This is a genomic window from Burkholderia sp. BCC1996, assembly GCF_905339955.1.
Lineage (GTDB): Bacteria > Pseudomonadota > Gammaproteobacteria > Burkholderiales > Burkholderiaceae > Burkholderia.
This window is the reverse complement of record NZ_CAJPHM010000024.1, coordinates 77,170-100,980: the sequence shown is the minus strand read 5'-3', so window position 1 is coordinate 100,980 and position 23,811 is coordinate 77,170. Positions and strand designations below refer to the sequence as shown.

Annotated in this window: 21 protein-coding genes and 1 pseudogene; 2 read left to right on the top strand and 20 right to left on the bottom strand. The window is 63.1% G+C overall.

Annotated features, from left to right (window positions below; genetic code table 11):
* The first annotated feature begins 9 nt into the window (after nucleotides 1–9).
* The gene (gene pntB, locus U4Z64_RS29220; protein ID WP_321804160.1) at nucleotides 10–1,425 is read left to right on the top strand and encodes a Re/Si-specific NAD(P)(+) transhydrogenase subunit beta; all 1,416 of its coding nucleotides are present in this window, start codon (nucleotides 10–12) and stop codon (nucleotides 1,423–1,425) included.
* 129 nt (nucleotides 1,426–1,554) lie between these two features.
* Here pntB and U4Z64_RS29215 read toward each other — a convergent pair whose 3' ends face one another.
* The 19 genes from U4Z64_RS29215 to gcvA all read right to left on the bottom strand — a co-directional run bounded on the left by U4Z64_RS29215 (nucleotide 1,555) and on the right by gcvA (nucleotide 22,317).
* Entirely contained in the window at nucleotides 1,555–1,992 is a 438-nt protein-coding gene (locus U4Z64_RS29215; protein ID WP_044848460.1) for an Lrp/AsnC family transcriptional regulator, read from the bottom strand.
* The gene (locus tag U4Z64_RS29210; protein ID WP_124489174.1) at nucleotides 1,989–2,918 is read right to left on the bottom strand and encodes a homocysteine S-methyltransferase family protein; all 930 of its coding nucleotides are present in this window, start codon (nucleotides 2,916–2,918) and stop codon (nucleotides 1,989–1,991) included. The genes U4Z64_RS29215 and U4Z64_RS29210 overlap by 4 nt, the downstream gene beginning before the upstream one ends.
* A 104-nt stretch (nucleotides 2,919–3,022) precedes the next feature.
* Nucleotides 3,023–4,192: an aminotransferase class I/II-fold pyridoxal phosphate-dependent enzyme gene (locus U4Z64_RS29205; RefSeq protein ID WP_321821796.1), complete on the bottom strand. Its 1,170-nt coding sequence runs from the start codon at nucleotides 4,190–4,192 to the stop codon at nucleotides 3,023–3,025.
* A 58-nt stretch (nucleotides 4,193–4,250) separates the two neighbouring features.
* Nucleotides 4,251–4,946: an ABC transporter permease gene (locus U4Z64_RS29200; protein ID WP_321821795.1), complete on the bottom strand. Its 696-nt coding sequence runs from the start codon at nucleotides 4,944–4,946 to the stop codon at nucleotides 4,251–4,253.
* 13 nt (nucleotides 4,947–4,959) lie between these two features.
* On the bottom strand, nucleotides 4,960–5,637 hold the full coding sequence (locus U4Z64_RS29195; RefSeq protein ID WP_321821794.1) for an ABC transporter permease: 678 nt from the start codon (nucleotides 5,635–5,637) through the stop codon (nucleotides 4,960–4,962).
* Nucleotides 5,638–5,709: 72 nt separating this feature from the next.
* Complete coding sequence (locus U4Z64_RS29190; protein WP_321821793.1) at nucleotides 5,710–6,489, bottom strand: transporter substrate-binding domain-containing protein; 780 nt, start codon at nucleotides 6,487–6,489, stop codon at nucleotides 5,710–5,712.
* A 31-nt stretch (nucleotides 6,490–6,520) separates the two neighbouring features.
* Nucleotides 6,521–7,318 carry an ABC transporter ATP-binding protein gene (locus U4Z64_RS29185; RefSeq protein WP_044848454.1) on the bottom strand — a complete coding sequence of 266 codons (798 nt, stop codon included), beginning with the start codon at nucleotides 7,316–7,318 and terminating at the stop codon, nucleotides 6,521–6,523.
* Between the two features lie 80 nt (nucleotides 7,319–7,398).
* The gene (locus U4Z64_RS29180; protein ID WP_321821792.1) at nucleotides 7,399–8,829 is read right to left on the bottom strand and encodes an aldehyde dehydrogenase family protein; all 1,431 of its coding nucleotides are present in this window, start codon (nucleotides 8,827–8,829) and stop codon (nucleotides 7,399–7,401) included.
* Nucleotides 8,826–9,905 carry a homoserine dehydrogenase gene (locus U4Z64_RS29175; RefSeq protein ID WP_321821791.1) on the bottom strand — a complete coding sequence of 360 codons (1,080 nt, stop codon included), beginning with the start codon at nucleotides 9,903–9,905 and terminating at the stop codon, nucleotides 8,826–8,828. The genes U4Z64_RS29180 and U4Z64_RS29175 overlap by 4 nt, the downstream gene beginning before the upstream one ends.
* A 150-nt stretch (nucleotides 9,906–10,055) precedes the next feature.
* Complete coding sequence (locus U4Z64_RS29170) at nucleotides 10,056–10,553, bottom strand: Lrp/AsnC family transcriptional regulator (RefSeq protein WP_044848452.1); 498 nt, start codon at nucleotides 10,551–10,553, stop codon at nucleotides 10,056–10,058.
* A gap of 31 nt (nucleotides 10,554–10,584) precedes the next feature.
* Nucleotides 10,585–11,280, bottom strand: coding sequence for a hypothetical protein (locus U4Z64_RS29165; RefSeq protein ID WP_321821790.1), 696 nt, complete (start codon nucleotides 11,278–11,280; stop codon nucleotides 10,585–10,587).
* 531 nt (nucleotides 11,281–11,811) lie between these two features.
* A complete protein-coding gene (locus U4Z64_RS29160) occupies nucleotides 11,812–12,156 on the bottom strand; it encodes a multidrug efflux SMR transporter (protein WP_321821789.1) in 345 nt (114 codons plus the stop codon).
* A gap of 219 nt (nucleotides 12,157–12,375) precedes the next feature.
* Nucleotides 12,376–14,079 (bottom strand): GMC family oxidoreductase, encoded by a 1,704-nt coding sequence (locus U4Z64_RS29155; protein WP_321821788.1) that lies wholly within the window; start codon nucleotides 14,077–14,079, stop codon nucleotides 12,376–12,378.
* A 93-nt stretch (nucleotides 14,080–14,172) separates the two neighbouring features.
* A complete protein-coding gene (locus tag U4Z64_RS29150) occupies nucleotides 14,173–15,012 on the bottom strand; it encodes an ABC transporter permease (protein ID WP_321821787.1) in 840 nt (279 codons plus the stop codon).
* A 4-nt stretch (nucleotides 15,013–15,016) separates the two neighbouring features.
* Nucleotides 15,017–16,279, bottom strand: coding sequence for an ABC transporter permease (locus tag U4Z64_RS29145; RefSeq protein WP_321821786.1), 1,263 nt, complete (start codon nucleotides 16,277–16,279; stop codon nucleotides 15,017–15,019).
* A 17-nt stretch (nucleotides 16,280–16,296) separates the two neighbouring features.
* Complete coding sequence (locus U4Z64_RS29140; protein WP_321812140.1) at nucleotides 16,297–17,334, bottom strand: polyamine ABC transporter substrate-binding protein; 1,038 nt, start codon at nucleotides 17,332–17,334, stop codon at nucleotides 16,297–16,299.
* Between the two features lie 34 nt (nucleotides 17,335–17,368).
* Nucleotides 17,369–18,463 (bottom strand): ABC transporter ATP-binding protein, encoded by a 1,095-nt coding sequence (locus U4Z64_RS29135; RefSeq protein ID WP_321821785.1) that lies wholly within the window; start codon nucleotides 18,461–18,463, stop codon nucleotides 17,369–17,371.
* Nucleotides 18,464–18,642: 179 nt separating this feature from the next.
* On the bottom strand, nucleotides 18,643–21,141 hold the full coding sequence (locus tag U4Z64_RS29130; protein ID WP_321821784.1) for a CoA transferase: 2,499 nt from the start codon (nucleotides 21,139–21,141) through the stop codon (nucleotides 18,643–18,645).
* A 270-nt stretch (nucleotides 21,142–21,411) separates the two neighbouring features.
* Nucleotides 21,412–22,317, bottom strand: coding sequence for a transcriptional regulator GcvA (gene gcvA, locus U4Z64_RS29125; RefSeq protein WP_321821783.1), 906 nt, complete (start codon nucleotides 22,315–22,317; stop codon nucleotides 21,412–21,414).
* A gap of 153 nt (nucleotides 22,318–22,470) precedes the next feature.
* Between gcvA and U4Z64_RS29120 the strand changes: the two are divergent.
* Nucleotides 22,471–22,685: pseudogene (locus U4Z64_RS29120) on the top strand (Tn3 family transposase); the annotation flags it as partial.
* A 73-nt stretch (nucleotides 22,686–22,758) separates the two neighbouring features.
* Here the strand turns inward: U4Z64_RS29120 and U4Z64_RS29115 are convergent.
* The gene (locus U4Z64_RS29115) at nucleotides 22,759–23,679 is read right to left on the bottom strand and encodes a LysR family transcriptional regulator (protein WP_044848491.1); all 921 of its coding nucleotides are present in this window, start codon (nucleotides 23,677–23,679) and stop codon (nucleotides 22,759–22,761) included.
* Nucleotides 23,680–23,811: the final 132 nt, after the last annotated feature.

The window sequence follows — 23,811 nt, the reverse complement described above, 5'->3', positions numbered from 1 at the left end:
ACGACAATAATGACTTCCAACCTGACTACCGTCTCCTATATCGGCGCCGCGATCCTGTTCATCCTGAGCCTCGGCGGCCTCGCGAACCCCGAAACCGCGCGCCGCGGCAACCTGCTCGGCATGATCGGCATGCTGATCGCCGTGCTGGCCACCGTGGCCGGGCCGCGCGTGTCGGCCGCGGGCATTCCGTACGTGATCGCCGCGCTCGTCGTCGGCGGTGCGGTCGGCCTGTACGCGGCGAAGAAGGTGCAGATGACGCAGATGCCGGAACTCGTCGCGCTGATGCACAGCCTGGTCGGTCTCGCGGCCTGCCTCGTCGGCTTCGCGAGCTACATCGACACGTCGCTGCAGTTCACCGGCGCCGAGAAGGCGATCCACGAAGTGGAAATTTATGTCGGCATCCTGATCGGTGCCGTCACCTTCGCGGGCTCGATCATCGCGTTCGGCAAGCTGTCGGGCAAGATCGGCGGCAAGCCGCTGCTGCTGCCGGCACGGCACTGGCTGAACCTGGCCGCGCTGCTGATCGTGATCTACTACGGCCGCGCGTTCCTGCATGCGGAAAGCATCCAGGACGGCATGCTGCCGCTCGTCGTGATGACCGTGATCTCGCTGCTGTTCGGCGTGCACATGGTGATGGCGATCGGCGGCGCGGACATGCCGGTCGTGGTGTCGATGCTCAACAGCTACTCGGGGTGGGCGGCAGCCGCCACCGGCTTCATGCTCGGCAACGACCTGCTGATCGTGATCGGCGCGCTGGTCGGCTCGTCGGGTGCGATCCTGTCGTACATCATGTGCCGCGCGATGAACCGCAACTTCATCAGCGTGATCGCGGGCGGCTTCGGCAGCGGCGCGGGCGCACCGGCGGCAGCCGGCGGCGGCGCCGCGCAGCCGGCCGGCGAAGCGGTCGCGGTGAGCGCAGTGGAGACGGCCGAGCTGCTGCGCGAAGCGAAGCGCGTGATCATCGTGCCCGGCTACGGGATGGCCGTGGCGCAAGCCCAGCACACGGTGTTCGAGCTGACGAAGCTGCTGCGCGAGAAGGGCGTCGACGTGCGTTTCGCGATCCACCCGGTCGCGGGCCGCATGCCGGGGCACATGAACGTGCTGCTGGCCGAAGCGAAGGTGCCGTACGACATCGTGCTGGAGATGGACGAGATCAACGGCGACTTCCCCGAGGCCGACGTGTCGATGGTGATCGGCGCGAACGACATCGTGAACCCGGCCGCGCAGGATGACCCGTCGAGCCCGATCGCCGGCATGCCGGTGCTGGAAGTGTGGAAGGCAAAGACGTCGATCGTGATGAAGCGCAGCATGGCGTCCGGCTATGCGGGCGTCGACAATCCGCTGTTCTACAAGGACAACAACCGCATGTTGTTCGGCGATGCGAAGTCGATGCTCAATGAAATCTTCGGCGCACTGAAAGCCTGAGTACGGCCACGCGCGCGGAGCGGCAGCAAGCCGCTCCAGCGCCGCGTGGCTTCGATACGCCGTCGCGGACGCCGAACCGGACGACGCGCAGCCTTCCTCCCCTGCCCTTTTCCCGTTGCGCCGGTTTGGTCAGCGCTTGTGAACGACGGAGTCGAGCACGAAACTGGTCGTCATGTTTTGCACGCCGTCCAGCGCGCTGATCGTTGCCCAGATGTCGCTGATGCGCTCGTGCGTGGCCGCCTCGATCTGCACCAGCAAATCGACTTCGCCGCTGAGGACCGCGCAATCGCGCACCTCGGCGATCCGCTCGAGCGCGGCGAGCACGTCCGCGCCGCGCATCCGGTCCCGGCGATACACGAGCATCACGGCGCGCACCGGCACGACATCGTCGGGCAATGCGAGCCGCACCGTATAGCCTGCAATGATGTTCAGCGCTTCGAGCCGGTCGATCCGGTTGCGGACCGCCTGCCTGGACAGACCGATCCGGTCGGCCAATACCGCGAGCGGTATCCGCGCATCGGCACACAATGCGTCGATGATCTTCTGGTCCAGGCCGTCGATCTTCATTGGCCGAACCCGGTGTGCGCGGCGCCGCGCGCATCGACCGCGTCGCGCAATGCCGCGATGTGGCCGGGGCCGATGCCGCAACACCCGCCGACGATCCGCGCGCCCAGGCCAAGCCACTGCTCCGCCCATCTTGCATAGCCGGGCGGATCGACGTCGCCGCGCAGGCCGTCGAGTTCCTCGTTCGCGCGCGCATCGGCGCGCTGAGGCGGAAACGCGTTCGCATAGGCGCCGATCGCGAGCGACGTTCCGGTGTTCGCGAGCGTGCGCTGCACCGTCTCGATCGCCGCACCCATCACCTCCGGCTGGCTGCAGTTGAACAGCAGCGCGGTCGCGCGCGCGGACACGGCGGCGTCGATCGCTTCGTCGAGCGTCTGTCCCGATCGCAGTACCGGCGTGGCGCCTGCGTCGACGTCGTCACGCAGCGTGAACGAGACCCAGAGCGGCTTCGGATTCGCACCTAGCGCACGCCGGACCGCGCCGATCTCGTCGGTCAGGCTCTGCGTCTCGGCCAGCCACAGGTCGACGTAGGGATCGAGCCCGTCGACGAGCGTCGCCAGGATCGCATCCGCGCGCGCCGCGTCGAACAGGTCGGGTCGGTAGGAACCGCCGGTCGGCGGAAGCGATCCCGCGACGCGCACGGGCCGCGCTGCGCGGTCCGCCGCTTGCCGCGCGAGTTGCCCGGCAAGTGCCGCGAGCGCGACACCGTCGCGGCGGAACCGCGCTTCGCCGATATGGAACGGCACGACCGCATAGCTGTTCGCGGTGATCACGTCGGCACCCGCCGCGATGAACGCGTCGTGCGCAAGGCTGACGTAATGCGGCGCTTCCATCAGCGCGAGTGCCGACCATTCCGGCTGCCTGAACGGCGCCCCCATCCGCGCCAGTTCGCGCCCCATGCCGCCGTCGAGTACTGTGATGTCTTGCATAGTCCGTGCTCCGTCGTTGCAATCCGCGCAGCTCGTGCCCGCATCGATTCAAAGGCCGGCGCGACGCGCGTGGGGCGTCGACCGAGCGTGCGCGCGGGTCCGTTTCAGATCTGCGCCAATGCTTGCGCGATATCGCTTTTCAGGTCGTCGATGTGCTCAATGCCGACCGAATAGCGGATGAAATTGAGCGGGATGTCGGCAGCGCGCATCTGCTCCGCCGACATCGTGCCCGCCCACATCGATGCCGTATGGATCGCGAGCGAATCGACGCCGCCGAGATTGCCTGCATTCAGCGGCAGGCGCAGCGCCTCGACGAAGCGCTGCGCTTCGCCGTAGCTTCCCCGCACGCCGAACGCGACCACGCCGCCGAAACCGCTCATCTGCCGGCGCGCGAGCCCATGCTGCGGATGGCTGCGCAGGCCCGGATAGAACACGCGCTCGATCTTCGCGTGCGCTTCGAGGAATTCAGCGAGCGCCTGAGCGTTCGCATTGATCCGCTCGACGCGCATCGGCAGCGTGCGCAGCCCGCGCAGCAGCAGCCACGCGTCCATCGGCGACAGCACCGACCCGAGCGTGATGTGCGTATGCCAGATCTGCTCGGCGAGCACGCGGCTCGTGCAGATCACGCCGCCCGTCAGGTCGTGATGGCCGCCCAGATACTTGGTCGCGCTGTGCACGACGATGTCGACACCGAGCCGGTGCGGCTGCTGGTTGATCGGCGACGCGAACGTGTTGTCCGCGAGCGTGAGGATGCCGCGGGCTCTGGCGATCTCGGTCACCGCGGCGATGTCGGTCACGAGCAGCAGCGGATTGACCGGCGACTCGAGCACGATCAGCCGTGTGTTCGGCCGGATCGCGCGATCGAACGCGACCACGTCGGTCTGGTCGACGAACGTCACCTCGACGCCGAACCGGCGCAGCATGTCGTCGAGCAGCTTCGTGGTGCTCATGTAATGACGCGTCTGGCCGACGACGTGATCGCCGGCCTTCACGACACTGAGGATCGCGGTCGCGATCGCGCCCATGCCGGATGCCGTGACCAGCGCGGTCTCGGTGCCCTCGAGCTCCGCCATGACCGCCTTCACGCGCTCGTGAACCGGATTGCCGTAGCGCGTGTAGTTGCGCGGATGCTGCGGCACGCTCGACATCTCCGCAAATTCCTCGCTGCCGGCTGCCTTGAACACCGCCGAATAGTGGATCGCCGGCGCGACCGACTTCTCGTCGGTCACGTCGCGGTCCGCGGCGAGCGCCAGCGTTTCAAGCTTGTATCCCATGTCGTCCTCGGATCGTTCGTTGTGTCGGGTTCGTTGTGTCGCGTTCATGCGGCGCCCGTCAGGCACGCACGCTGCCCAGATGGCGATTCAGCAGACCTTCGACGCGCTTGAGCACGGTCGAAAGCACCGCCGTGATACCGACGTACACGATGCCGGCCAGCATCAGCGCGTCGGTCGTATAGGTTTCGATGGAGATGCGTCGCGCGACACCGGTGAGGTCGAGCACGGTGATCGTGCTGGCAAGCGCGGTCGATTTCAGCTGCAGCACGATCTCGTTGCCGAGCGTCGGTGCGACGATGCCGATCGCGCGCGGCACGATCACGAACCAGGTGAGCATGAAGCGGCTCATCCCGAACGCGAGCGCGGCCTCCTTCTCGCCGGCGGGGACGCCGGCGATCCCGCCGCGGATGTCTTCGGCCATGTAGGCCGCGAGATTGAGCGTCAGCGCGCACAACGCACACGAGAACGATCCGCCGACCAGCAGCCACAGAGGCGATGCACGCACGATCGAGAACTGCGCGAGCCCGTAATACAGCACGAAAATCTGCACCAGCAGCGGCGTGCCGCGAAACACCGACATGAACAGGCGGCTCGGCGTCGACAGCCAGCGGCACGCCGACGTGCGCGCGACCGCCAGCGGCACCGCGAGCGCGAACGCAAGGGTGCATGACAGCACCAGCAGCTCGAGCGTGATCCCGATGCCGCGCGCGACGTCCGGGCCGGACTGCGCGATGAGGGAAACAAAGTCGTTCATCAGATGGCCCTCCTCAGGTGCGTGCTGCGTAACCGCGGCCCGCAATGCGCTCGAGCCACGCGAACACGGGGTTTGATGCGGCGAGAAAGCCGAAATAGACGATTCCGACCGCCACGTAGAAGACGAACGGCTGCTTGGTGAACTGCGCGGCGATGTTGGCCTTGCGCAACATGTCCTCGAGCCCGACGATCGACACCAGCGACGTGTCCTTCAGCAGGTTCTGCCACATGTTGTTCAGGCTCGGCAGGCAGATGCGCCACGCCTGCGGCAGGCGCACGTACCACAGCGTCTGCACGCGTGTCATCCCGTACGCGCGCGCGGCCTCGATCTGTCCGGCCGGCACCGCGCTGAACGCGCCGCGGAACATCTCCGACGAGTACGCGCCGAACACCACGGCGAGCGCGATCACGCCGGCGGAGAACGGGCTGATGACAACGGCGCCATCGAATTGCGCGTTGAGAAAATGCGACAGCCCGAAGTAGCAGATCAACAGGATCAGGAACTCGGGAATGCCGCGTAGGAAATTGGTCAGCGCATAGGTCGCATGCCTGAGCCACCCGAGGCTCGACAGTTTTGCCGACGCACCGGCGATGCCGAGCAGCATGCCGACGCACAGCGCGGCGACCGCCAGCTCCAGCGTGACGAGTGCACCAGCCGCGATCTGCGCGCCGTAGTTCACCAGGATATCCATCGTGATGTCGCTCCGTGTAAGACCGGAATCGCGCGGGCCGCCGTCCGGCGCCCGCGCGGTCCCGCTGCGCGGTTATTGCGGCGCGATGCTGAACGGGAAATAGCGCTTGTTGGCAGCGGCGAACGTGCCGTCCGCCTGCACCTGCGCGATGCCCTTGTCGAACAGCGCCTTCAGCGGCGCGTCGCCCTTGCGCACCGCGATCGCCGTACCGTCGCCGAAGATCTCCGCATCGGCGATCGGCTTGCCGACGAAGCCGAAGCCTGCCTTCCTGCCGGCCTTCGTCAGCCAGTCGTACGCGACCGTGTTGTCGGCGAATACCGCATCGACGCGCCCGGCCTCGAGATCGAGCCAGGCCTCGTCGAGCGTCTGATAGACCTTCACGTCGATCCCCGACTTGCTCGCCGGCAGGCGGCGGCGCAGATAGGATTCGTGCGTCGACGCCGTCTGAACGCCGATCGTCTTGCCGCGCAGCGTGGCGGCGTTGTCCGTGATGCCGGAGCCCTGCTTCGCGACGAGCTGCACGGGCGCCGTCGTGACGATGCGCGTGAAGTCCACCGACTGCTCGCGCTCCGGCGTCTTCGACATTTGCGCGAGCACCGCGTCGATCTGCTTCGCCTTGAGTGCCGGAATCAGCGCGTCGAAATCCATCGTCACCCACTGGCACTTGACCTTCATCGTGTCGCACATCTTCTTGCCGATGTCGATCTCCATGCCCTGCAGCTTGCCGGCGGCATCCTTGTATTCGAACGGCGCGTAATCGGCGAGCGTGCCGACCCGCACGACCTGCTCGGCCTGCGCGACCGATCCGAGCAATGCCGCGCCCACGCACAGCGACTGAAGCAGCTTTTTCATGGTTTCCTCTCCGGTTGGCATTGAATCCGCATCAAATGATGCTGGACAGAAACTTCTGGAACCGCGGCGATTTCTGGCTCGCGAACACTTCGTCAGGACTGCCGTCTTCCTCGATTCGTCCCTGGTGGACGAACACGACGCGGTTCGCGACTTCGCGCGCGAACCCCATCTCGTGCGTGACGACGAGCATCGTGCGTCCCTCGTCGGCCAGCGAGCGCATCACTTTCAACACTTCGCCGACGAGTTCCGGATCGAGCGCCGACGTCGGCTCGTCGAACAGCATCACGTCGGGGTCGGTCGCGAGCGCACGCGCAATCGCGACGCGCTGCTGCTGGCCGCCCGACAGCTGGTTCGGATAGTGTTCGCACTTGCCGGCGAGCCCGACCCGTTCGAGCATCGCGATCGCCTTGTCGCGGGCGTCGCGCTTCGGCACGCCGAGCACGCGCACCGGCACGAACATCACGTTCTGCAGCACGGTCATGTGCGCCCACAGATTGAACTGCTGGAACACCATTGCGAGCCTGCGGCGCACGCGCATCACCTGCCGCGCATCGGCCGCGACGAGCGCGCCGTCGCGGCCCGCCTGTTTCAGCGCGAGCGTTTCGCCATTCACGCAGATCCGGCCGCGGTCGGGCATTTCCAGCAGGTTGATGCACCTGAGGAACGTACTCTTGCCCGACCCGCTGCTGCCGAGGATCGACACGACCTCGTGATTCTTCGCGGTCAACGAGATGCCCTTGAGCACCTCGACACCGCCGAACGACTTGTGAATATCCTCGACCACCAGCGCGTCCGCCGCCGGTTTGCATGCAGGAATTGCTGCTGGCATCCTCGACTCCTTCTTCGATACGTTGCTCACACCGCTCCGGTTCGCGCCGCGCCGGCCCGCGAGGGGCCCGCGCTCGCGCATCAGCCCGACAGCCGCCGGTTGCGCCTGAAGCAGACCACCTTCGGCTGCGTCATGTCCGTCATCGCGAACCGAACGCCTTCGCGGCCCAGCGACCCATGCTTGAATCCGCCGAACGGCATGCCGTCGAAGCGGTAATCGGACGAGTCGTTGATCATCACGCCGCCCGCCTGCAGACGCTCGGCCGCACCGAGCGCCACCTCCAGGCGGTTGGTGAACACGCCTGCATGCAGGCAGCTCTCCGACGCGTTGGCCGCGTCGAGCGCCTGCTGCAGGTCGGTGAATTTCTCGATCGTCACGACCGGCGCGAATACCTCGTCGGTCCAGACACGCGCGTCGTGCGGCACATCCGCGAGCACCGTCGGTTCATACAGCGCCCCGCGTCGCCGATGGCCAGTCAGCACCGTCGCACCGCCCGACACGGCTTCGTCGACCCAGCGCTCGATGCGGATCGCCTGCTCCTCGCCGATCATCGGCCCCATGTCGGTCGCATCGTCCAGCGGATCGCCGACGACCATCCTGCCGGTCAGTTCGACGAAATACCGCACGAACGGCTCGTACGCGGCCTCGGCGACGAAGATCCGCTGCGTGCCGATGCAGTTCTGTCCCGCCGCCCAGAACGCGCCCGACACGCACGATTCGGCGGCATCCTTCAGGTCGCAGTCGGCCATGACGATCACCGGCGCATTGCCGCCCAGGTCCATCGCGATCTTCTTGAGTCCCGCATCGCGCGTGATGGCCTCGCCGGTCTGCGGGCCACCGGTAAAGGTCACCATCCGGATCCGCCGGTCGCGCACCAGCGCGGACGCGAGATCCGCGCCGCCGTGCACGATCTGCAGCGCGGCGCGCGGCGCACCGGCTTCCCACAGGACCTCGACGAGCGCCTGTGCGGACAGCGGCGCGAGCAACGAGGGCTTCAGGATGACCGCATTGCCGGTCGCGAGCGCCGGCCCGAGCTTGTGTGCGACGAGGTTCAGCGGGTCGTTGAAGGGCGTGATCGCGAGAATCACGCCCAGCGGCTCCAGCGTGTAGTAGCCGCTGCGATCCTCCGAGCCGGGATACCCGTCGAACGGGATCGTCTCGCCGTTGAGTCGTTTCGCTTCCTCACCCGACAGGCGCAGCGTGTTCACGCAGCGCGCGACTTCCTTGCGGGCTTGCCGCAGCGGCTTGCCCGCCTCCAGCGTGATCGTGCGTGCGAATGTCTCCGCTTGTGCCTCCACGCTCGAGGCTGCGCGAAACAGGAGGTCGGCCCGCTGGCTGCGCGACATGGTTGCGGCCGCGCGCGCGCCGTCGAGCGCGCGCTCGACGAGGAGCGGCGCCGCATCGGCTCGCGACAGACGAACCTGGCCGACGATCGAGCCGTCATACGGCGATCGCACATCGGCCACGCCGGCTCCCGTGCAGTCGCTCATCACCGCATCGCGCGCGCTCATGCGGCCACCTCGTGCGAGGCCGCGCCAATCCGGTCCGCCAGTTCGATCAGGTCGGAGAGGATCGCGAACGCCGTTTCCTCGCGCCCGGCACCCGGCCCGCTGATCGTCACGCCACCGAGCACGTCGGTGTCGAACGTGATCGCGTTCGTCACGCCGCTGGCGGCCAGCAGCGGATGGCCGGCCGGCAGCTTGCGCGGTTCGACGCTCGCGGTGACGGTGCCGTCCGGATGGCGGGCGGCGGATCCGATCAACCGCCAGGACATGCGCTCCGCCGCCGCCGCGCGCACGTCTTGCTCGGTCAATTCCACGATGCCGCGGCACGTCACGTCGGCGCGCTCGAGGCCGGCATTCCACAGTGCGTTCGCCAGAATGACGACCTTCAGCTGTACGTCCGAACCGTTGACGTCGGCCGCCGGGTTCGCCTCCGCATAGCCGCGCTGCTGCGCATCGCGGATCGCCGCATCGAAGCTCGCGCCGGCCTCGACCTCGCCGAGCACGTAGTTCGACGTGCCGTTCAGGATGCCGGCGAAGCCCCGGATGTCGCAGCCGCGCAGCGAGGTCGCGAGCTGCCGCAGCACCGGCGTGCCGCTCATCACCGTGCCCTCGTACATCACACACGCACCCGATTGCGCGGCGATCCGCGCCAGTGCCGGCTGCGCGAGCGCGATCGGCCCCTTGTTGGTCGTGATCACGTGCTTGCCGCATTCGAGCGCGGTACGGCAATGCGACAGCGCGGGCTCGCCGGTGGTCGGATCGGTGAAGGTCGCCTCGATGACGACATCCACGTGTTCCGACGCGATGGCCTTCAGCACCGCACCGAGGCCGACGTCCGGCGACACCAGCGTGCCGGGATCGCGACGCAGCGCTTCGGCATCGACGCCCCGCCGGGCGGTTTCGTCGAGCACGTCCAGCGCGATACCGCGAGGATTCGTCGCGATTCCGAGCCGCAGGTCGGCGACCATCGTCACCGATACGTCGAGTCCCGCCGCGCCCAGCATCGCGCGCTTCTTCTTGAGCAGTTCGACCAGTCCCTGATTGACTCCGCCGAAACCGACCAGTGCCAGTTTGAGTTCCATCTCGATCATCTCCTGTTCATTGACTACACGACACAGGTTAGTTATGCGAATCGATTTTCAAATTATGCGTTTCGCCCGATTCACGCCATCACCCGTTGCGATTCGTCATGCGGGACGGACGGATCGCCCGTCCCGCGCGAAACAAGTCCGTCAGGCGGCCGGCGGTTCGTCGTCGCCGTCCTTGTCGACCGGCACGAACAGCCCGACCTTGACCGCGCTCAGCACGACATTCGTGTTGATCCGGCGGATCATCGGATTGCTCTGCATGATCCGCGCGGACAGCCGGTCGTATGCCTCGACGTCGCGCGCGGTGATGATCGCGATCAGGTCGGCGGAGCCGGTCACGTAGTAGATCTGCTGGATCTCGTCGTGCGCCTTCGACCACTCGCGGAACCTGGCGACCGTCTCGTAGTTTTCGCGTTCGATCTCGATTGCGGCGATGAACGTCATCGGCCTGCCGACCGCCGCGCGATCGACCACCGCGATTTCCGCCGAAATGATCTTTTCGGTGCGCATGCGCTTCAGCCGCTTTTGCACGGCCGACGTGGACAGGCCGATCCGTTCGGCAATGGCGTCCGCGGTCGCGCTGCAATCGCGCTGGACGATATTCAGGATCTTGCGGTCGAAGGAGTCGAGTGCGTCGGTCATCGCGTGGTCTGCCGGAGAACGGGGGCTTGCGTCAAAGATAGAAAGGGCGGGCCGACCTGAGCCCGACCAGATGCCGGACACGGTCGAACGCGGTGACGAGCGTTTCGCGCCACTGCGCTGCCGGCCCGCAGATACATACGGGCGCGAAATGGATCGTATCCACACCCGCAGGAATTCGGAACGGACGCTCGATGCCATCGTCCGATTCGGTCACGAGCGCGGTGCCGTCGACTTCGGTCAGGCTCATCAGCAGATAGGCGGGTGCAGTCGCGCCAAGCAGGTCGCGCAGAGGCGACTCGCTCGCGGACAACTGTTCGAGCAGCGGCAACTCGTACGCGCCGGGCCACCAGGTGTCGTGCTCGTCGAGCCACGGGCCGACGCCCGGCATGCCGACCATCTCGAGGATCCGGTTCGCACCGAGATGCGCGTAGGCGCGACACCGGCCGGTTCCGTCGGTCGACGAGCGCGCCAGCCAGCCGCCGGCGCTCGGGACAGGGTCCGTCAACGCGACGTTCGCAGGCTTCAGTCGGCCGAGCGTTTCAGCCGTGCCTGCGGCGGATCGGTGCCCTTCGCAGGACCTCGGTGCTTGATCCGGGACGATCTGGTCCGGCACGATCCTGCACACCCACTTGGGACCGCCCTGCAAGGCGGCGGGGACGTCGCCGGCCCGGACTTGAGCGGTTCGCCTGCGGGCGTGTTCGACGATGACGATTGGCGTGTCCGGCATACGACTCTCTTGTGCTTGCTGGGCCGCGTCGCAGCGATGCTGGCGCGCTTCATGGATCGGCCGACGGTGTTGGGGCTGGAGAAATCATATCGTCTCGATGCGACTGAAAAAATCTCAACAGCCATTCTTTTCGACGTAAAGCGTCGAATAACGAGGGAAACTGGACGTCTGGCATCCAACCAGGGTCTCGGCAGGTCCGGTGACGGGTGCTGGCGGGAAGATGACAACATCCGGATGCGGGCCAACACGCTCCGCGGGCGCCCGATGGCGCGAGGCAAATCTGCTATCGGCCACGGGTGGCTCATACCACGAAGCCACCCCACCGAGGATGGTGATTGCTTGGGCATCGGATCGCGGAGAAAGCCTGCAATCATGAAGGAGACGGGCCCGCTTCGGTCGCCGATATCGGCTCACGTCGGCTGCCACGCTCAGGTATCCGATGACCGGGACCTGACGGTAGGCGATCGAACGAACACGCGCATCGGCGATGAATTGATGTCTTATTCCATTGATTTATATCGATACGCCGAGCTACATGCCTTCCTGCAGTTGCAGACCCACGATGCCCACGACGACGAGAGCAATGCAGATCAGTCGTCCAACGAAGGCGGGCTCATGGAACCAGGCGATGCCGACCAACGCCGTTCCCGCTGCCCCGATTCCTGCCCATACGGCGTAAGCGTCTCCTAGCGGGAGGACGGTCAATGTGAGACTCATTAGCCATACGCTCAGTACGGCCGCCACGATCGATATCCCGCCGGGCAGTACTTTTGTGTAGCTCTCGGAGAGCTTCATCGTCACGGAGAAGACGACTTCCAACAAGCCGGACGCTACAACGACCGACCAGGCAGCAAGCGGACTGGAGACGGCAAACATGGGTCCCGCCTTCGGGTTGGAGGTGGTCGACAGAGGGTATCAAAGTATTTCCTCTCACGGACATCGGAATCGAAGAAAGCGGCTGCCTGGCCAGTCGCGGATGTTATTTCTTCACTTGATGCCGGGCCCGCCAAGAGGCGTCAACTCAAATGCCAATGCCATGAACGACCGGGATTCCGCAGTGACGAAATTAATCTTCTCTACGCCAGTGTCTATGCGTCATGTCGACAATACTCCGCCACGAATTGTCTCCGCCGACCTGCCTTCCCGCTTTCGATCTGCACGAATCATCTCGCTAGCGCGCTCCGCGATCATCAGCGTCGGCGAATTAGTATTGCCGGACGTGATCGTCGGCATGACCGACGCATCGACGACCCGCAAGCCGCTCACGCCGCGCACGCGAAGCCGGGAATCGACGACCGAGCCTGGATCGTCCGCCCTTCCCATCCGGCAGGTTCCAACCGGATGAAAGATGGTTGTTCCGACGTTGCCGGCTGCATACTGCAACTCCTCCTCAGTCTGGAATTGAATGCCGGGCAGTATTTCCTGCGGGCGAAACCGCTCGAGCGCGGGTGCCGCAACAATGCGCCGGGTCAGTCGCAGCGCGTTGGCCGCGACGTGGCGGTCTTCCTCCGTCGACAGATAGTTGGGCGCAATACTCGGTGCCATCAGCGGATCATTCGACGTGATGTGCACGCTACCCCGCGACGATGGCCGCAATTGACAAACGGACGCCGTAAATGCGTCGAACGGATGCAGCGGTTCGCCGAACCGTTCGAGCGACAGCGGCTGCACGTGGTACTGGACGTCGGGGCGCGACAGCGTTTTATCGTTCGGGTCCGACTTCGCAAACACGCCGAGCTGCGACGGCGCCATCGCCATCGGCCCGCTTCTGAACAGTCCGTACTCGAGACCGATCATCAGCTTGCCCCACCAGTGAGCACTGAGCGTGTTCAAGGTCCGCACACCTTCAACCTTGAATGCCATGCGCAATTGCAGATGATCCTGCAGATTCTCGCCGACGCCGCGCAGATCCTCCACCACCTCGATTCCAAGCTTCGCCAGACGATCGGCATTTCCGATTCCCGACAATTCCAGCAATTGCGGAGAATTGACCGCGCCGGCACACAGGATCACTTCACGCTTTCCCTTGGCAATGCGCGATTCGCCGCCGTGACGAAACTCGATTCCGGTGCAGCGCTTGTTCTCGAACAGGAGTCGTCGGGTCTGCGCGTTCGTCAGAATCGTCAGGTTCCCCCGCTTCGCCACGGGTCGAAGATAACCTTTCGATGCATTCCAGCGAATGCCGTGCTTCTGATTGACGTCGAAATATCCGACGCCGGTGTTGTCGCCGCGATTGAAATCGTCCGTTGCGGGTATGCCGGTCTGCTCGGCGGCTTGCGCGAACGTTTCGAGAATGTCCCATTTCAGCCGCTGCTTTTCTACGCGCCACGGGCCGCCGGCGCCATGAGCATCGCTTGCGCCGCCGTGATAGTCCTCGCTCTTCTTGAACGTTTCGAGCACCGAGTCCCATCGCCAGGACGAGTCGCCCGTCATTCGCGCCCATCCGTCGTAATCCTCTCGCTGACCGCGCATGTAGATCATGCCGTTGATCGACGAACATCCACCCAGAACCCGGCCTCTCGGATAGGCCAGCGCCCTGCCGTTCAATCCAGCCTCGTCACGGGTCTTGTAACGCCAGTCGGTCCGTGCGTTTCCGATGCAATAGAGATACCCCACCGGAATGTGAATCCAGTGGTAGTTATCCTTCCCGCCCGCCTCGATCAGCAGCACGGATACGTCATTGTCCTCGCTCAAGCGATTCGCGACCGCGCAGCCAGCCGTACCCGCTCCGACCACGATATAGTCGAACTCGCCAACCGATTGCGTCGCGCGGGCTTCGTTGATCTTTCCTGCCGACATCTTGCCTCCTGGATTATTTGCATAACATCTGCGCGTCGTTCCGGACACTTGCCTCCACCAGGGCAGATCCGATCATCGCCGGCGCAGGCAACGTCAGGTCAACACCTGCCTCGCGACGGATCGGGAACGCAACCATTCCATGGTGATTAGCAGCAGACTTGAGAAGACGATGAAAATGGACGCGAGCGCAGCGACCGTGGGCGTAATGTTTTCGCGAATCCCGATGAACATCTGAAGCGGAAGCGTTCCCTGAGTCGGACCGGCGATGAACATCGTGATCACGACGTCGTCCAGCGACGTAGCGAACGCAAACAGCGCGCCGGAAATCACCCCTGGCGCAATGATCGGCAACGTAACGGCAAAAAATGTTCGTACCGGCGATGCCCCCAGGCTCAGGCTGGCTCGCACATAGTTCTGGTTGAAGCCGGCAAGCGTCGCATTGACCGTGACCACGACGAACGGCGCGGCGATCACCGTATGCCCGAATATCAGTCCGGTATACGTTCCGGCCAGTCCCCATCGTGCAAACAGCAGGTACATCCCGACGCCGGTGACGATGACCGGGACGATCATCGGCGAGATCAGGATGGCGACCAGCAAGCCCTTGCCCCTGAACGACGCCTTGTTCAATCCCAATGCCGCCAGCGTTCCGAGGACGGTCGCAACGATCGTCGCGATCGGCGTCACGATGAAGCTGTTTGCGCCGGCGCGCGCCCAGTCCGTGGACGCGAACAGATTGTGATACCACCTGAACGAGAATCCGTGTATCGGATAGACGAGAAATGAATTCTCGTTGAACGAAAGCGGAATGATCGCCAGGATCGGCAAAATCAAAAACAGTAGCACCACGACATTTGCCGATCGCAATGCGTAATGCCATACGATTTCCGGCGTCGACATGTAGGGCGCGAAACGCGGCACGTGAGTTTTCATGATGCTAAGCCACCTTGATTTCCGAACCGACGATCCTTCGATAGAGTGCGAAGAGCACAAGCGTCACCAGGAGAAGGATCGCACCGAGCGCGCAGGCCATCCCCCAATTCAGGGCCACGTTGGTGAAATACGCGATGTAGTAACTGACCATCTGGTCACCGGCGCCACCGAGCAGCGCCGGGGTGATGTAGTAGCCCAGCGAGGTAATGAATACCAGCAACCCGCCCGCGCCGACACCGGGAAGCGTCTGCGGCACGTAGACTTTCCAGAATGCCCCGAAAGGATGACTGCCGAGAGAAATGGCCGCTTTCGTGTAAGTCGAAGGAATCGACTTCATCACGCTGTAGAGCGGCAGGATCATGAATGGCAGCAAGATGTGCGTCATCGCGATCAACACCCCCGTCCGGTTGAACAGGAGCGACAGGGGCGTCGAAATCACCTGCAGCGCCATTAACGCCTTGTTGACGAGGCCCGCCCCCTGGAGAATGACGATCCACGCCGAGATCCGCACGAGAATCGATGTCCAGAACGGCAGAAGCACCAGGATCATGATGAGATTCGCCTTTCGAGCTGGCAGAATCGAGATCCAGTAAGCGAGCGGATAACCCAGCAACAGCGCCGCAAGCGTCACAAGCCCGCTGATCACGAAGGTCCGCATGAACACCGCGCGGTATGCGGACGCGCCGTTCTCGACCGGCACGATGCGGCCGTCCGAGTCCTCACGATAGTCGATCGTGGCAAGGAGATACTGGCTCGTGTAACGGGACGATACGCTGGCGATCGCCTGCCAGTAGCTCGTATCGGCCCAGCGTGGGTCGACTTCGATCAGGCGCTTTTGCATATCCTGCGCAGATATCGCCGCATCGTCATCGGTGAAAGGAAGCGCACTGGTTGTCTTGTAAAACAACGACCGGAACCCATCCTTCAGGCCGTTCAGCCGACCGGCCGCGGTACCGGTATCGTTGTCTCCAACGTTGCTCTCCACGTCGAGCACCAGTGCACGGTAAGCCTCGGCAGGAACGGGTGACTTGCCATCCCAGTGGCGCAATGCCGAGGTCGTCTTGGGCAATGCATCGACCACCTCGGGACTTTGGACCGATCGAGAAATCATCGATGCGACCGGCATCACGAACACAAGCAGGATGAACAGAACGAGGGGCGCCGCCAGTCCTAACGCCACTACCTCCTTTCGAAACTGAACGGCTCGCAGCGACCGCTTGAGTTGGCGTGTATTCCAGCCCTGTTGCCGAGAAGTTATGGTGCTCATGCTTCTTCCCCCGGTCGTTACTTCGCGGCCCAAGCCGTGAAGCGCTGCTCCAGTGCGTCGCCGTGGTCCGTCCAGAACTCGACACTGTTGGGAATGGCGGTTTTGCCATTCTTCGCTGAATTGGGAAGCGCTGCCTGTGTCGCCGCATCGAGCATTTTCAGCGATGCCTTGTTGGTCGGACCATACGGAATCTTCTGCGCGAACGCGACTTGTGCCTGGGGCTTGAGCACATACGAGATGTATTTTTCGGCCGCTTCTTTGTTCTTCGAGCCCTTCGGAATGACGAAGAAATCGAGTTCGTAAATACTCTGATCCCACGCAATACCGAGATTCTTGTTTCCTTCACGCACTGCCGCGTCGATGCGACCGTTATATGCGGTCGACATCGCGACGTCACCTGCAATCAGGAATTGTGGCGGCTGCGCGCCAGCTTCCCACCACTGGATGTAGGGCTTGAGTTCGTCCATCTTCTTGAACGCGCGTTCGACACCCGCGGACGTGCCGAGCACCGTGTAGACGTCTTTCGGCGCCACCCCGTCAGCCATCAGTGCGAACTCGAGGTTATAACGAGCCTCCTTCTTCAATCCCCGCTTTCCCGGGAATTTCTTGACGTCCCAGAAATCCTTCCAGCCTTGCGGCGCGCCCTTGGTCAGCGTGGGGTTGTATGCGAGCACGGTCGACCACACGAACGTGCCGGCCGCGCAAGGCGTGGCAGCTCCGGCCATCAGGTCACTCTTGTTGGCGATCTTGGACCAGTCGAGTTTTTCGAAGAGACCATCCTGGCATCCGCGACCGACGTCCGCCGCTTCCACCTCCAGGACATCCCAGGTGACATTTCTGGCTTCGACCATCGCTTTGACCTTGGCCATGTCACCCGTGTACTGGATGGCATTCGTCGCGATGCCGCTCTCCTTCGCGAACGGGTCCACCCACGCCGCCTTTTGGGCATTACCGGCCGCGCCACCATAGTTGACGGTCGTGAGACCATCGGCGAAAGCCGCTACCGACAGGGACGCGAGCAGCGCGGCGCAAATCATTTTCGAATTCGATTTCATTGTCTCCTCCTACTGAGTGATAAAAACTAAACAGTCAGCTCAAGATCTTCAGGTGGTCCTCACGGAACGACAGCGCAATCCGGTTTCCCTGACGAACGTGCGACCGCCAATCGTGTTCGAGGGGAACCTTGACAAAGCACTCGGCTTGCCCCGGGCCACGGCAACGCAGGCGAACGTGGTCGCCGAAATAAATTGCGTCGAGCGTTTCGGTGTCGATGACATTGCCCTCGTTGACCGCGAACGTCGATTCGACAGAGAGCCGTTCCGGTCGGATAACCGCCGTCGCCTGGTTGCCGACGTCAACGGACGCCACATTCAGTGCGCGCACCATCGTCCCGTCTGCGAGCCGAAGCTGGCAACGGTCGCCGTTCCTTGCAACGACCGTGCCGCTCATCCGATTGTTGTCGCCGATGAAATTCGCGACGAAGAGATTCGTCGGTGATTCGTACAAGCGATCCACGGTATCGAGCTGCTGAATCACACCCTGGTCGAACACGGCAACACGATCGGACATCGTGAGTGCTTCACTCTGGTCATGCGTGACGTAGACGAACGTCAGCCCGAGCTCCTCGTGAAGCGCCTTCAGCTCGAGCTGCATGTGTTCGCGCAATTGTTTGTCGAGCGCGCCGAGTGGTTCGTCCATCAGCACGAGCCGAGGGTTGAATACGAGTGCACGCGCCAGCGCAACGCGCTGCTGCTGACCGCCGGACAGCTGGCTGGGCATCCGTTTGCTCAGCTTGTCCATGCCGACCATGTCGAGCGCTCGCTTGACCCTTGCGTCTCGTTCAGCGGGCGGCATTTTCCGAACCTTGAGCGGGTATTCCAGATTTTGCGCGACCGTAAGATGCGGAAAGAGCGCATAGTTCTGGAACACCATCCCGATATTGCGTTTATGCGGCGGGATCCGATTCAGCAATTGACCATCGAGCCAGATCTCGCCATCGGTCGGATACTCGAATCCTGCGAGCATCATCAGACAGGTCGTCTTTCCTGAGCCGGATGGGCCGAGCAAAGTCAGGAATTCGCCCTTTTGGATCTCAAGATTGAGATCCTTGACGACTAATGTTTCGCCGTCGTAGGTTTTTTTAACGTGACGAAAGCTCACAAGAGCCTGGGTCGGATCGTGCATGGCTGTCTCCAATGTAAGAATATTCACATCCCGCCGTAGCCTTGCGCACGTCGGCTGTGTGTCGCGTTGATTCATCCGGCGAACCACCGGCACGACTGTCTCGTCGCCGCGACGTTTGCTTTGCACCGCGCTTCATGCGGGAATGCTCGACTCGTCGCGCGACTCGACAAGACACGCAACTAGCTGGGCAAATACTCTTCGGACCAGCTATCTCCGATCGCATGTCGGGCAATCAGTATCTCGATCTCGGCATCGCTGTATCCGAACTCGCGCAGGACGGAATACGTCGATGCGCCGAATTTTTCAGCCGGTGCCAATGCGCGAATCCGGGCATGGCGCGGACGAATCGCGAAAGGATCGAGCTGCGTGACGCATCGACCGCTAGGATGATTCGCGTAGACGCTGAACGAGTAGCTGCCGTTGTCGATACCGGGACGATCGTCGCAAGGCCGGCTGTTGTTCCGGCGCAGATTGACGATGTTGTCCGGCACCGCCGCCGCGATATTGGCGGCCTGCAACCTGATCTGCCAAGACGCGGCGGACGCGGTACCAAGCGCGGACGCGAGGAATGCAGCCGGATCCTTGGCTGCCGCAATTCCGGCCAGACCTTCTACTCGATCCAATTCGTTTAACTCACTTTCGCTGGTGTCCACATAGATCCAGTCGTCCGCGGTCCGGAAGAATCGAGACATCGCGCCGTAGCCGCTCACCTCGCGACCAGACGGCTCGTCGAATGGTGGGCGATTCGCATAGTCATACGCAAACGGAATCTGCACCAGATTGCCGAGTGCCGACAAGGAGGTTCTCGTGCGCCCGACCTCGCCTGTTTTCGCCTTGCGGTAAAGCGCGGCAGCCACACCTAGCGCAGCCGCGAATCCGCACATGACATCGATCGTTCCGACATGCGCATGCTCCTCCGGCGTCTCCATGCCGCCGCCGAATCGCACCATGATTCCGGTGCACGCCTGGATCAGATCGTCGTAGCCAAGGTAGTCGGTCCGCGGCCCGCGTCGAGGACCGCCGAAGCAGTCGAGCTGGCAGAAGATCACGCCGGGATTGATGGAACGGAGGCTCGCCTCGTCCAGCCCCAGCGGCTCAAGCTGACGATCCGGGGCATTCATGACGATCACATCGACAGACCGCGCAAGTCGAGCGAACACCTCGCGTCCATCCGGATGGTTCAGATCGACGAGCACGCTCCGCTTCCCACGCGCCGACGACATCCCGAAGACCACGGTATTCCACGGATCATAATTCGGCACGACGGGGTCGAGCTTGATGACATCGGCGCCAAACCGACCGAGAAACGACGCCGAATGGGGTCCGGCGATCACGTTCGTCAGGTCGAGCACACGTACCCCGTCGAGCCACCCCTGTGTTGGCGCCCCCGACGGAGCAGGCAGTTCAGTACGCTCCTGCTCATCCAGAATGGCTAACGCATCCCGGAAGGTCACCGGATGGCGGGACGCCGGCGAGAGCATGGATTCGGCACAGTCTTCAAGCCACGCGACCGGCCCGGGCTGTTTCATCACACCATATTCGAGATCGTCGACATTCACGACCAGGCCGGCAGTATTCGCGTGGTCGTCATGCAGCCACTCCCGCGTGGTCCGGTGTGCCGCTCCAGGGAAACCGCCTTCGCCGAAAATCTTTTCCCACTCGGACGCTGTTTTCGTACGAAAAACTTCCTTCATTCGTGCGGAAATGCGCTTCGCCCACTCTTCAGGTAACGGATAAACCCCTAGCGACGCGTTCCCTTCCCATTCGGAAATCGGCAGGTACGGATCATCGACCCGTGGCAAACCGGCCTCTAGCATTTCCTCGTACAGTCCCATCGCCTGCAGACAGCGGCGTGCGTGCGAGCGATGTGACGGGCATACCGTATAAAACTTGCGGCCGTCGGCACACTCGTAGGTCCGGTAGAACGGATCCAGATATTCCTGCAGCGCTTCGTACGACAGATCCATCGGTAGATCGTTGGAGCGCCGCCGCTCGATTTCCTTTTCGCGCAGGGTCTTGTATCGCTCGGGGTAGTTCTCGATATGGATCGAGTTGTAGGAGAGCCCCTCCATCACAGCCGACGCCAGCGGGACCTCGATTTCATCTCCCATGCCGGTGCGCTGCCGTGCCTGCAACGCAAGCGCAATAGCCGAGACGGCCAGCATGGTGCCGTAGGCAGACGCGAGCGGCAACGGCGAGAAACTCGGGTTGATGCCCATCAGCACGCGGTTCTGCCCCATGTCCGTAAAAACGCCCGAAGCCGCCGCGATGATCGGCTCGAACGCGCGCCATTCGCGACGTAACTGGTCGTTGCTGGCAAAGCCGGGCATCGAGAGCGTGATTAGCTCCGGGCGTGCTTCACGCAACTTCGCGAAATCAAGACCCAGCCGCGCCATCACGCCCGGCCGGAAGTTCTCGATGACAACGTCCGCGCGGCGGATCAGATCTTTGGCTTCTTCCAGGCCTTTGTCGGTCTTCAGATCGATCTGCAGGCAATGCTTGCCGCGGTTGAGCACCGCATTGGCCGGGCTATCCCAAAGCGGCCCGGCTGGAGGATCGACGTGAATGACGGTCGCACCAAGATCCGCGAGGATCATCGCGACGGCTGGCCCCGCAATGTACTGGCCGAAATCGATGACTTTCACACCGCTGAACGGCAATTGATTGCTCTTTCCCATAATCCGCCGAGTCGCCTCCAGACTGGCCGCATCGCGCGACCGTCGATCATCATGTTGTGGACAATCCCCGTCACCGCCGGCCGTCCGCGTCGAGTCGCGGTTGGATGACTGTCAAACGGGATGGAAGCAACTTTCGGTGAGAAGCCGTGGTGGGTAAAGCAATAAAAAAAACGATGATGGGTACGTTTTTTTTATGACTCGAGCAGATGATGGGTAGGTCGGAGATCGTGTCCCAGCGACCCGGCTCGCATACGCAAGCCACGTGCGAGATCAGAATCTCGCGTGTGCCCCCTGAACCTGAGCACCGAGCCATTCGACGAACGCAGCCGCATGAGGATTGACGATGTTGTGCGGGGAATAGACGAGGTAGAACGCCTCACTGGTTGGAAGGCGTGGTTTCAGTGGCGCGACCAACTGGCCGGAGATCAGCATGTGCTCGACGAGGGACGACCGTGCAAGCGCAACGCCCTGACCGAGTTCAGCCGCCTTCAGGGCCGAAATCAGCGTGTCGAATTGCATCCCCTTCGACGAATCGACCTTCGATGCACCCGCTTTTTTGAGCCAGTATCCCCAACCTTCCTCGTAGCCGAGCACATGGAGCAGTTCGAAATGCGCGAGGTCCTTCGGCACCGAAAGCGGCGCTTTGGGAGACAGCAACCCGGGAGCACAGACCGGCAGCAGCGTGTCCCAGGTCAGTCGCTCAGCACGCAGCCCCGTCCATTTCCCGTGCCCGTAGCGGATCTCCAGATCGGCTTCGACATCGGTGACGCTGCTATCGCCTCCCCAGATATTGCTCGTAATGCGTAGATTGACGTTCGGATACCGCTTGCGGAAGTCCGGTATGCGCCACGCGAGCCAATGCGTGAAAAACACCAGGCTCACTCGCACCGTCAGCACCTTCAGATGCCCTTGCCCGAAAATCTCGTCGGTGGCGGCAGCAAGCCGCTCTATCGCTTCATGCACGACTGGCAGGTAGGCGAGTCCGGCCTCGGTCAACTCGATGCCCCGCGGCAGGCGCTTGAATAACGCCGTCCCGAGTTGGGATTCAAGTCCTTTCACCTGCTGGCTGATTGCGGCCTGGGTCAGATTCAACTCGGTCGCCGCGTGCGTGAAACTCAGGTGCCGGGCTGACGATTCGAATGCACGTAGCCAATTGAGCGGTGGAAGTCGTTTCATCGTGCGAATCGTTGCAATAGATCGGGTGGGAAAACGAGAATACCGGCATTCTATTGCACCGATCCGATCAGAATCGGTCGCTGGGCGCCGCTGCGGATGTCGAGAGGCAACGACAAGTTACTCGCCAGCGCGACATCATATGAGGGATCGTTAATCCATATCGACCGCATTCCGATGGAGCTTGCGCGGCGCCAAGAATCGCTCGCCGGAGTGTCATCAGCATTGACCCTGCTCCCGAACATCTTGATGGCGTGGAACACCGCTCACGTGCAACGCGATATCGACGCTCGTCGTGGACAACCGGTCGAAGTGATCGATTGCGGCGAATCACTCCCACTCATACGGGTGGTATCAACTTGCGCGGCACCTGCTTTCCGGACGTTTCGCATCCAACCAACCGCCGGCCGGTCCGGCGTCCATCACGACCGCCGAACCCGCAAGTCAATGCGATGCACCGAACAGCTGAATCACGACGCCGCGCAGCCAGCGGTTGCCGGCCTCATGGTGATATCGCGCATGCCAATGCTGCCGTACCGCAAACCCGTCGACCGGGATCGGACACGCATGAACCGCCAGATCGCTCGCCTGGGCCAGTGTCTGGCCGATATGACGCGGTAGCGTCGTGATCAGGTCGGTCGTCTGGACGATCGCCCCCAAGCCCAGGAAACCCGGCAACTCCAGCACGACGTCCCGCTCGATGCGCGCCTGCCGCAGCGCCTGTTCGAGGAGTTGCGCCCCGGTTCCCGCGGTAATGGCGACATGTCCTTCGGAACGATACTGCTTTGCCCCGAGGCGACCGCGAATCCTCGGATGATGCCGGTTGGCCAGACATACCCAGTCCTGGTCGTACAGCTTCTGCTGATAAATGCCGCCACCCAGCCACGGCACATAGCCGATCGCGAGATCGGCTTCGCCGGATTCGAGCGCGCGTTCCGTATTGCCGTCGATCCGCGCGGCTTCCAGCCGGACGCCGGGCGCCTGCGCCCGGACATGGGCCAGCAGCCTTGGCAGCAGCGTGATGTGGCTCGCGTCGGTCATGCAGATGCGAAAGCGTCGCTGGGCCGTCGCCGGATCGAACGCGATCTCCCATGCGGTGAAGCGCCGCAGGGATTCGAGAATTTCCCGGCATGGCCCGATCAGCGCGTCGGCTTGCGGCGTGGGCGCCATGCCGCCGGGCGTCCGGATGAAGAGCGGATCGTGCAGGTGTTCCCTCAAGTGCCCGAGCCAGATGCTGACCGTCGGCTGGCTCTGGCCCAGTTGCTCGGCGACGCGCGTGACGCTGCGCACGTCGTACAGGAGATCGAAAAGCTGAAGCAGCTTCAGGTCGGGCAGGTCGGCGGGCATCGTGGCGTTATTGTCCAGGGCAATGACGACATTGTATCCATTGCATTGTCGGCATGAGCGGCGACTCCTATCGTGATGCCATACGTCAGCTTTGCATGGGACCAGAGTAAGGCGCCAAAGCGCCAACTCTGGTCGACAAAGGAGAAGCCA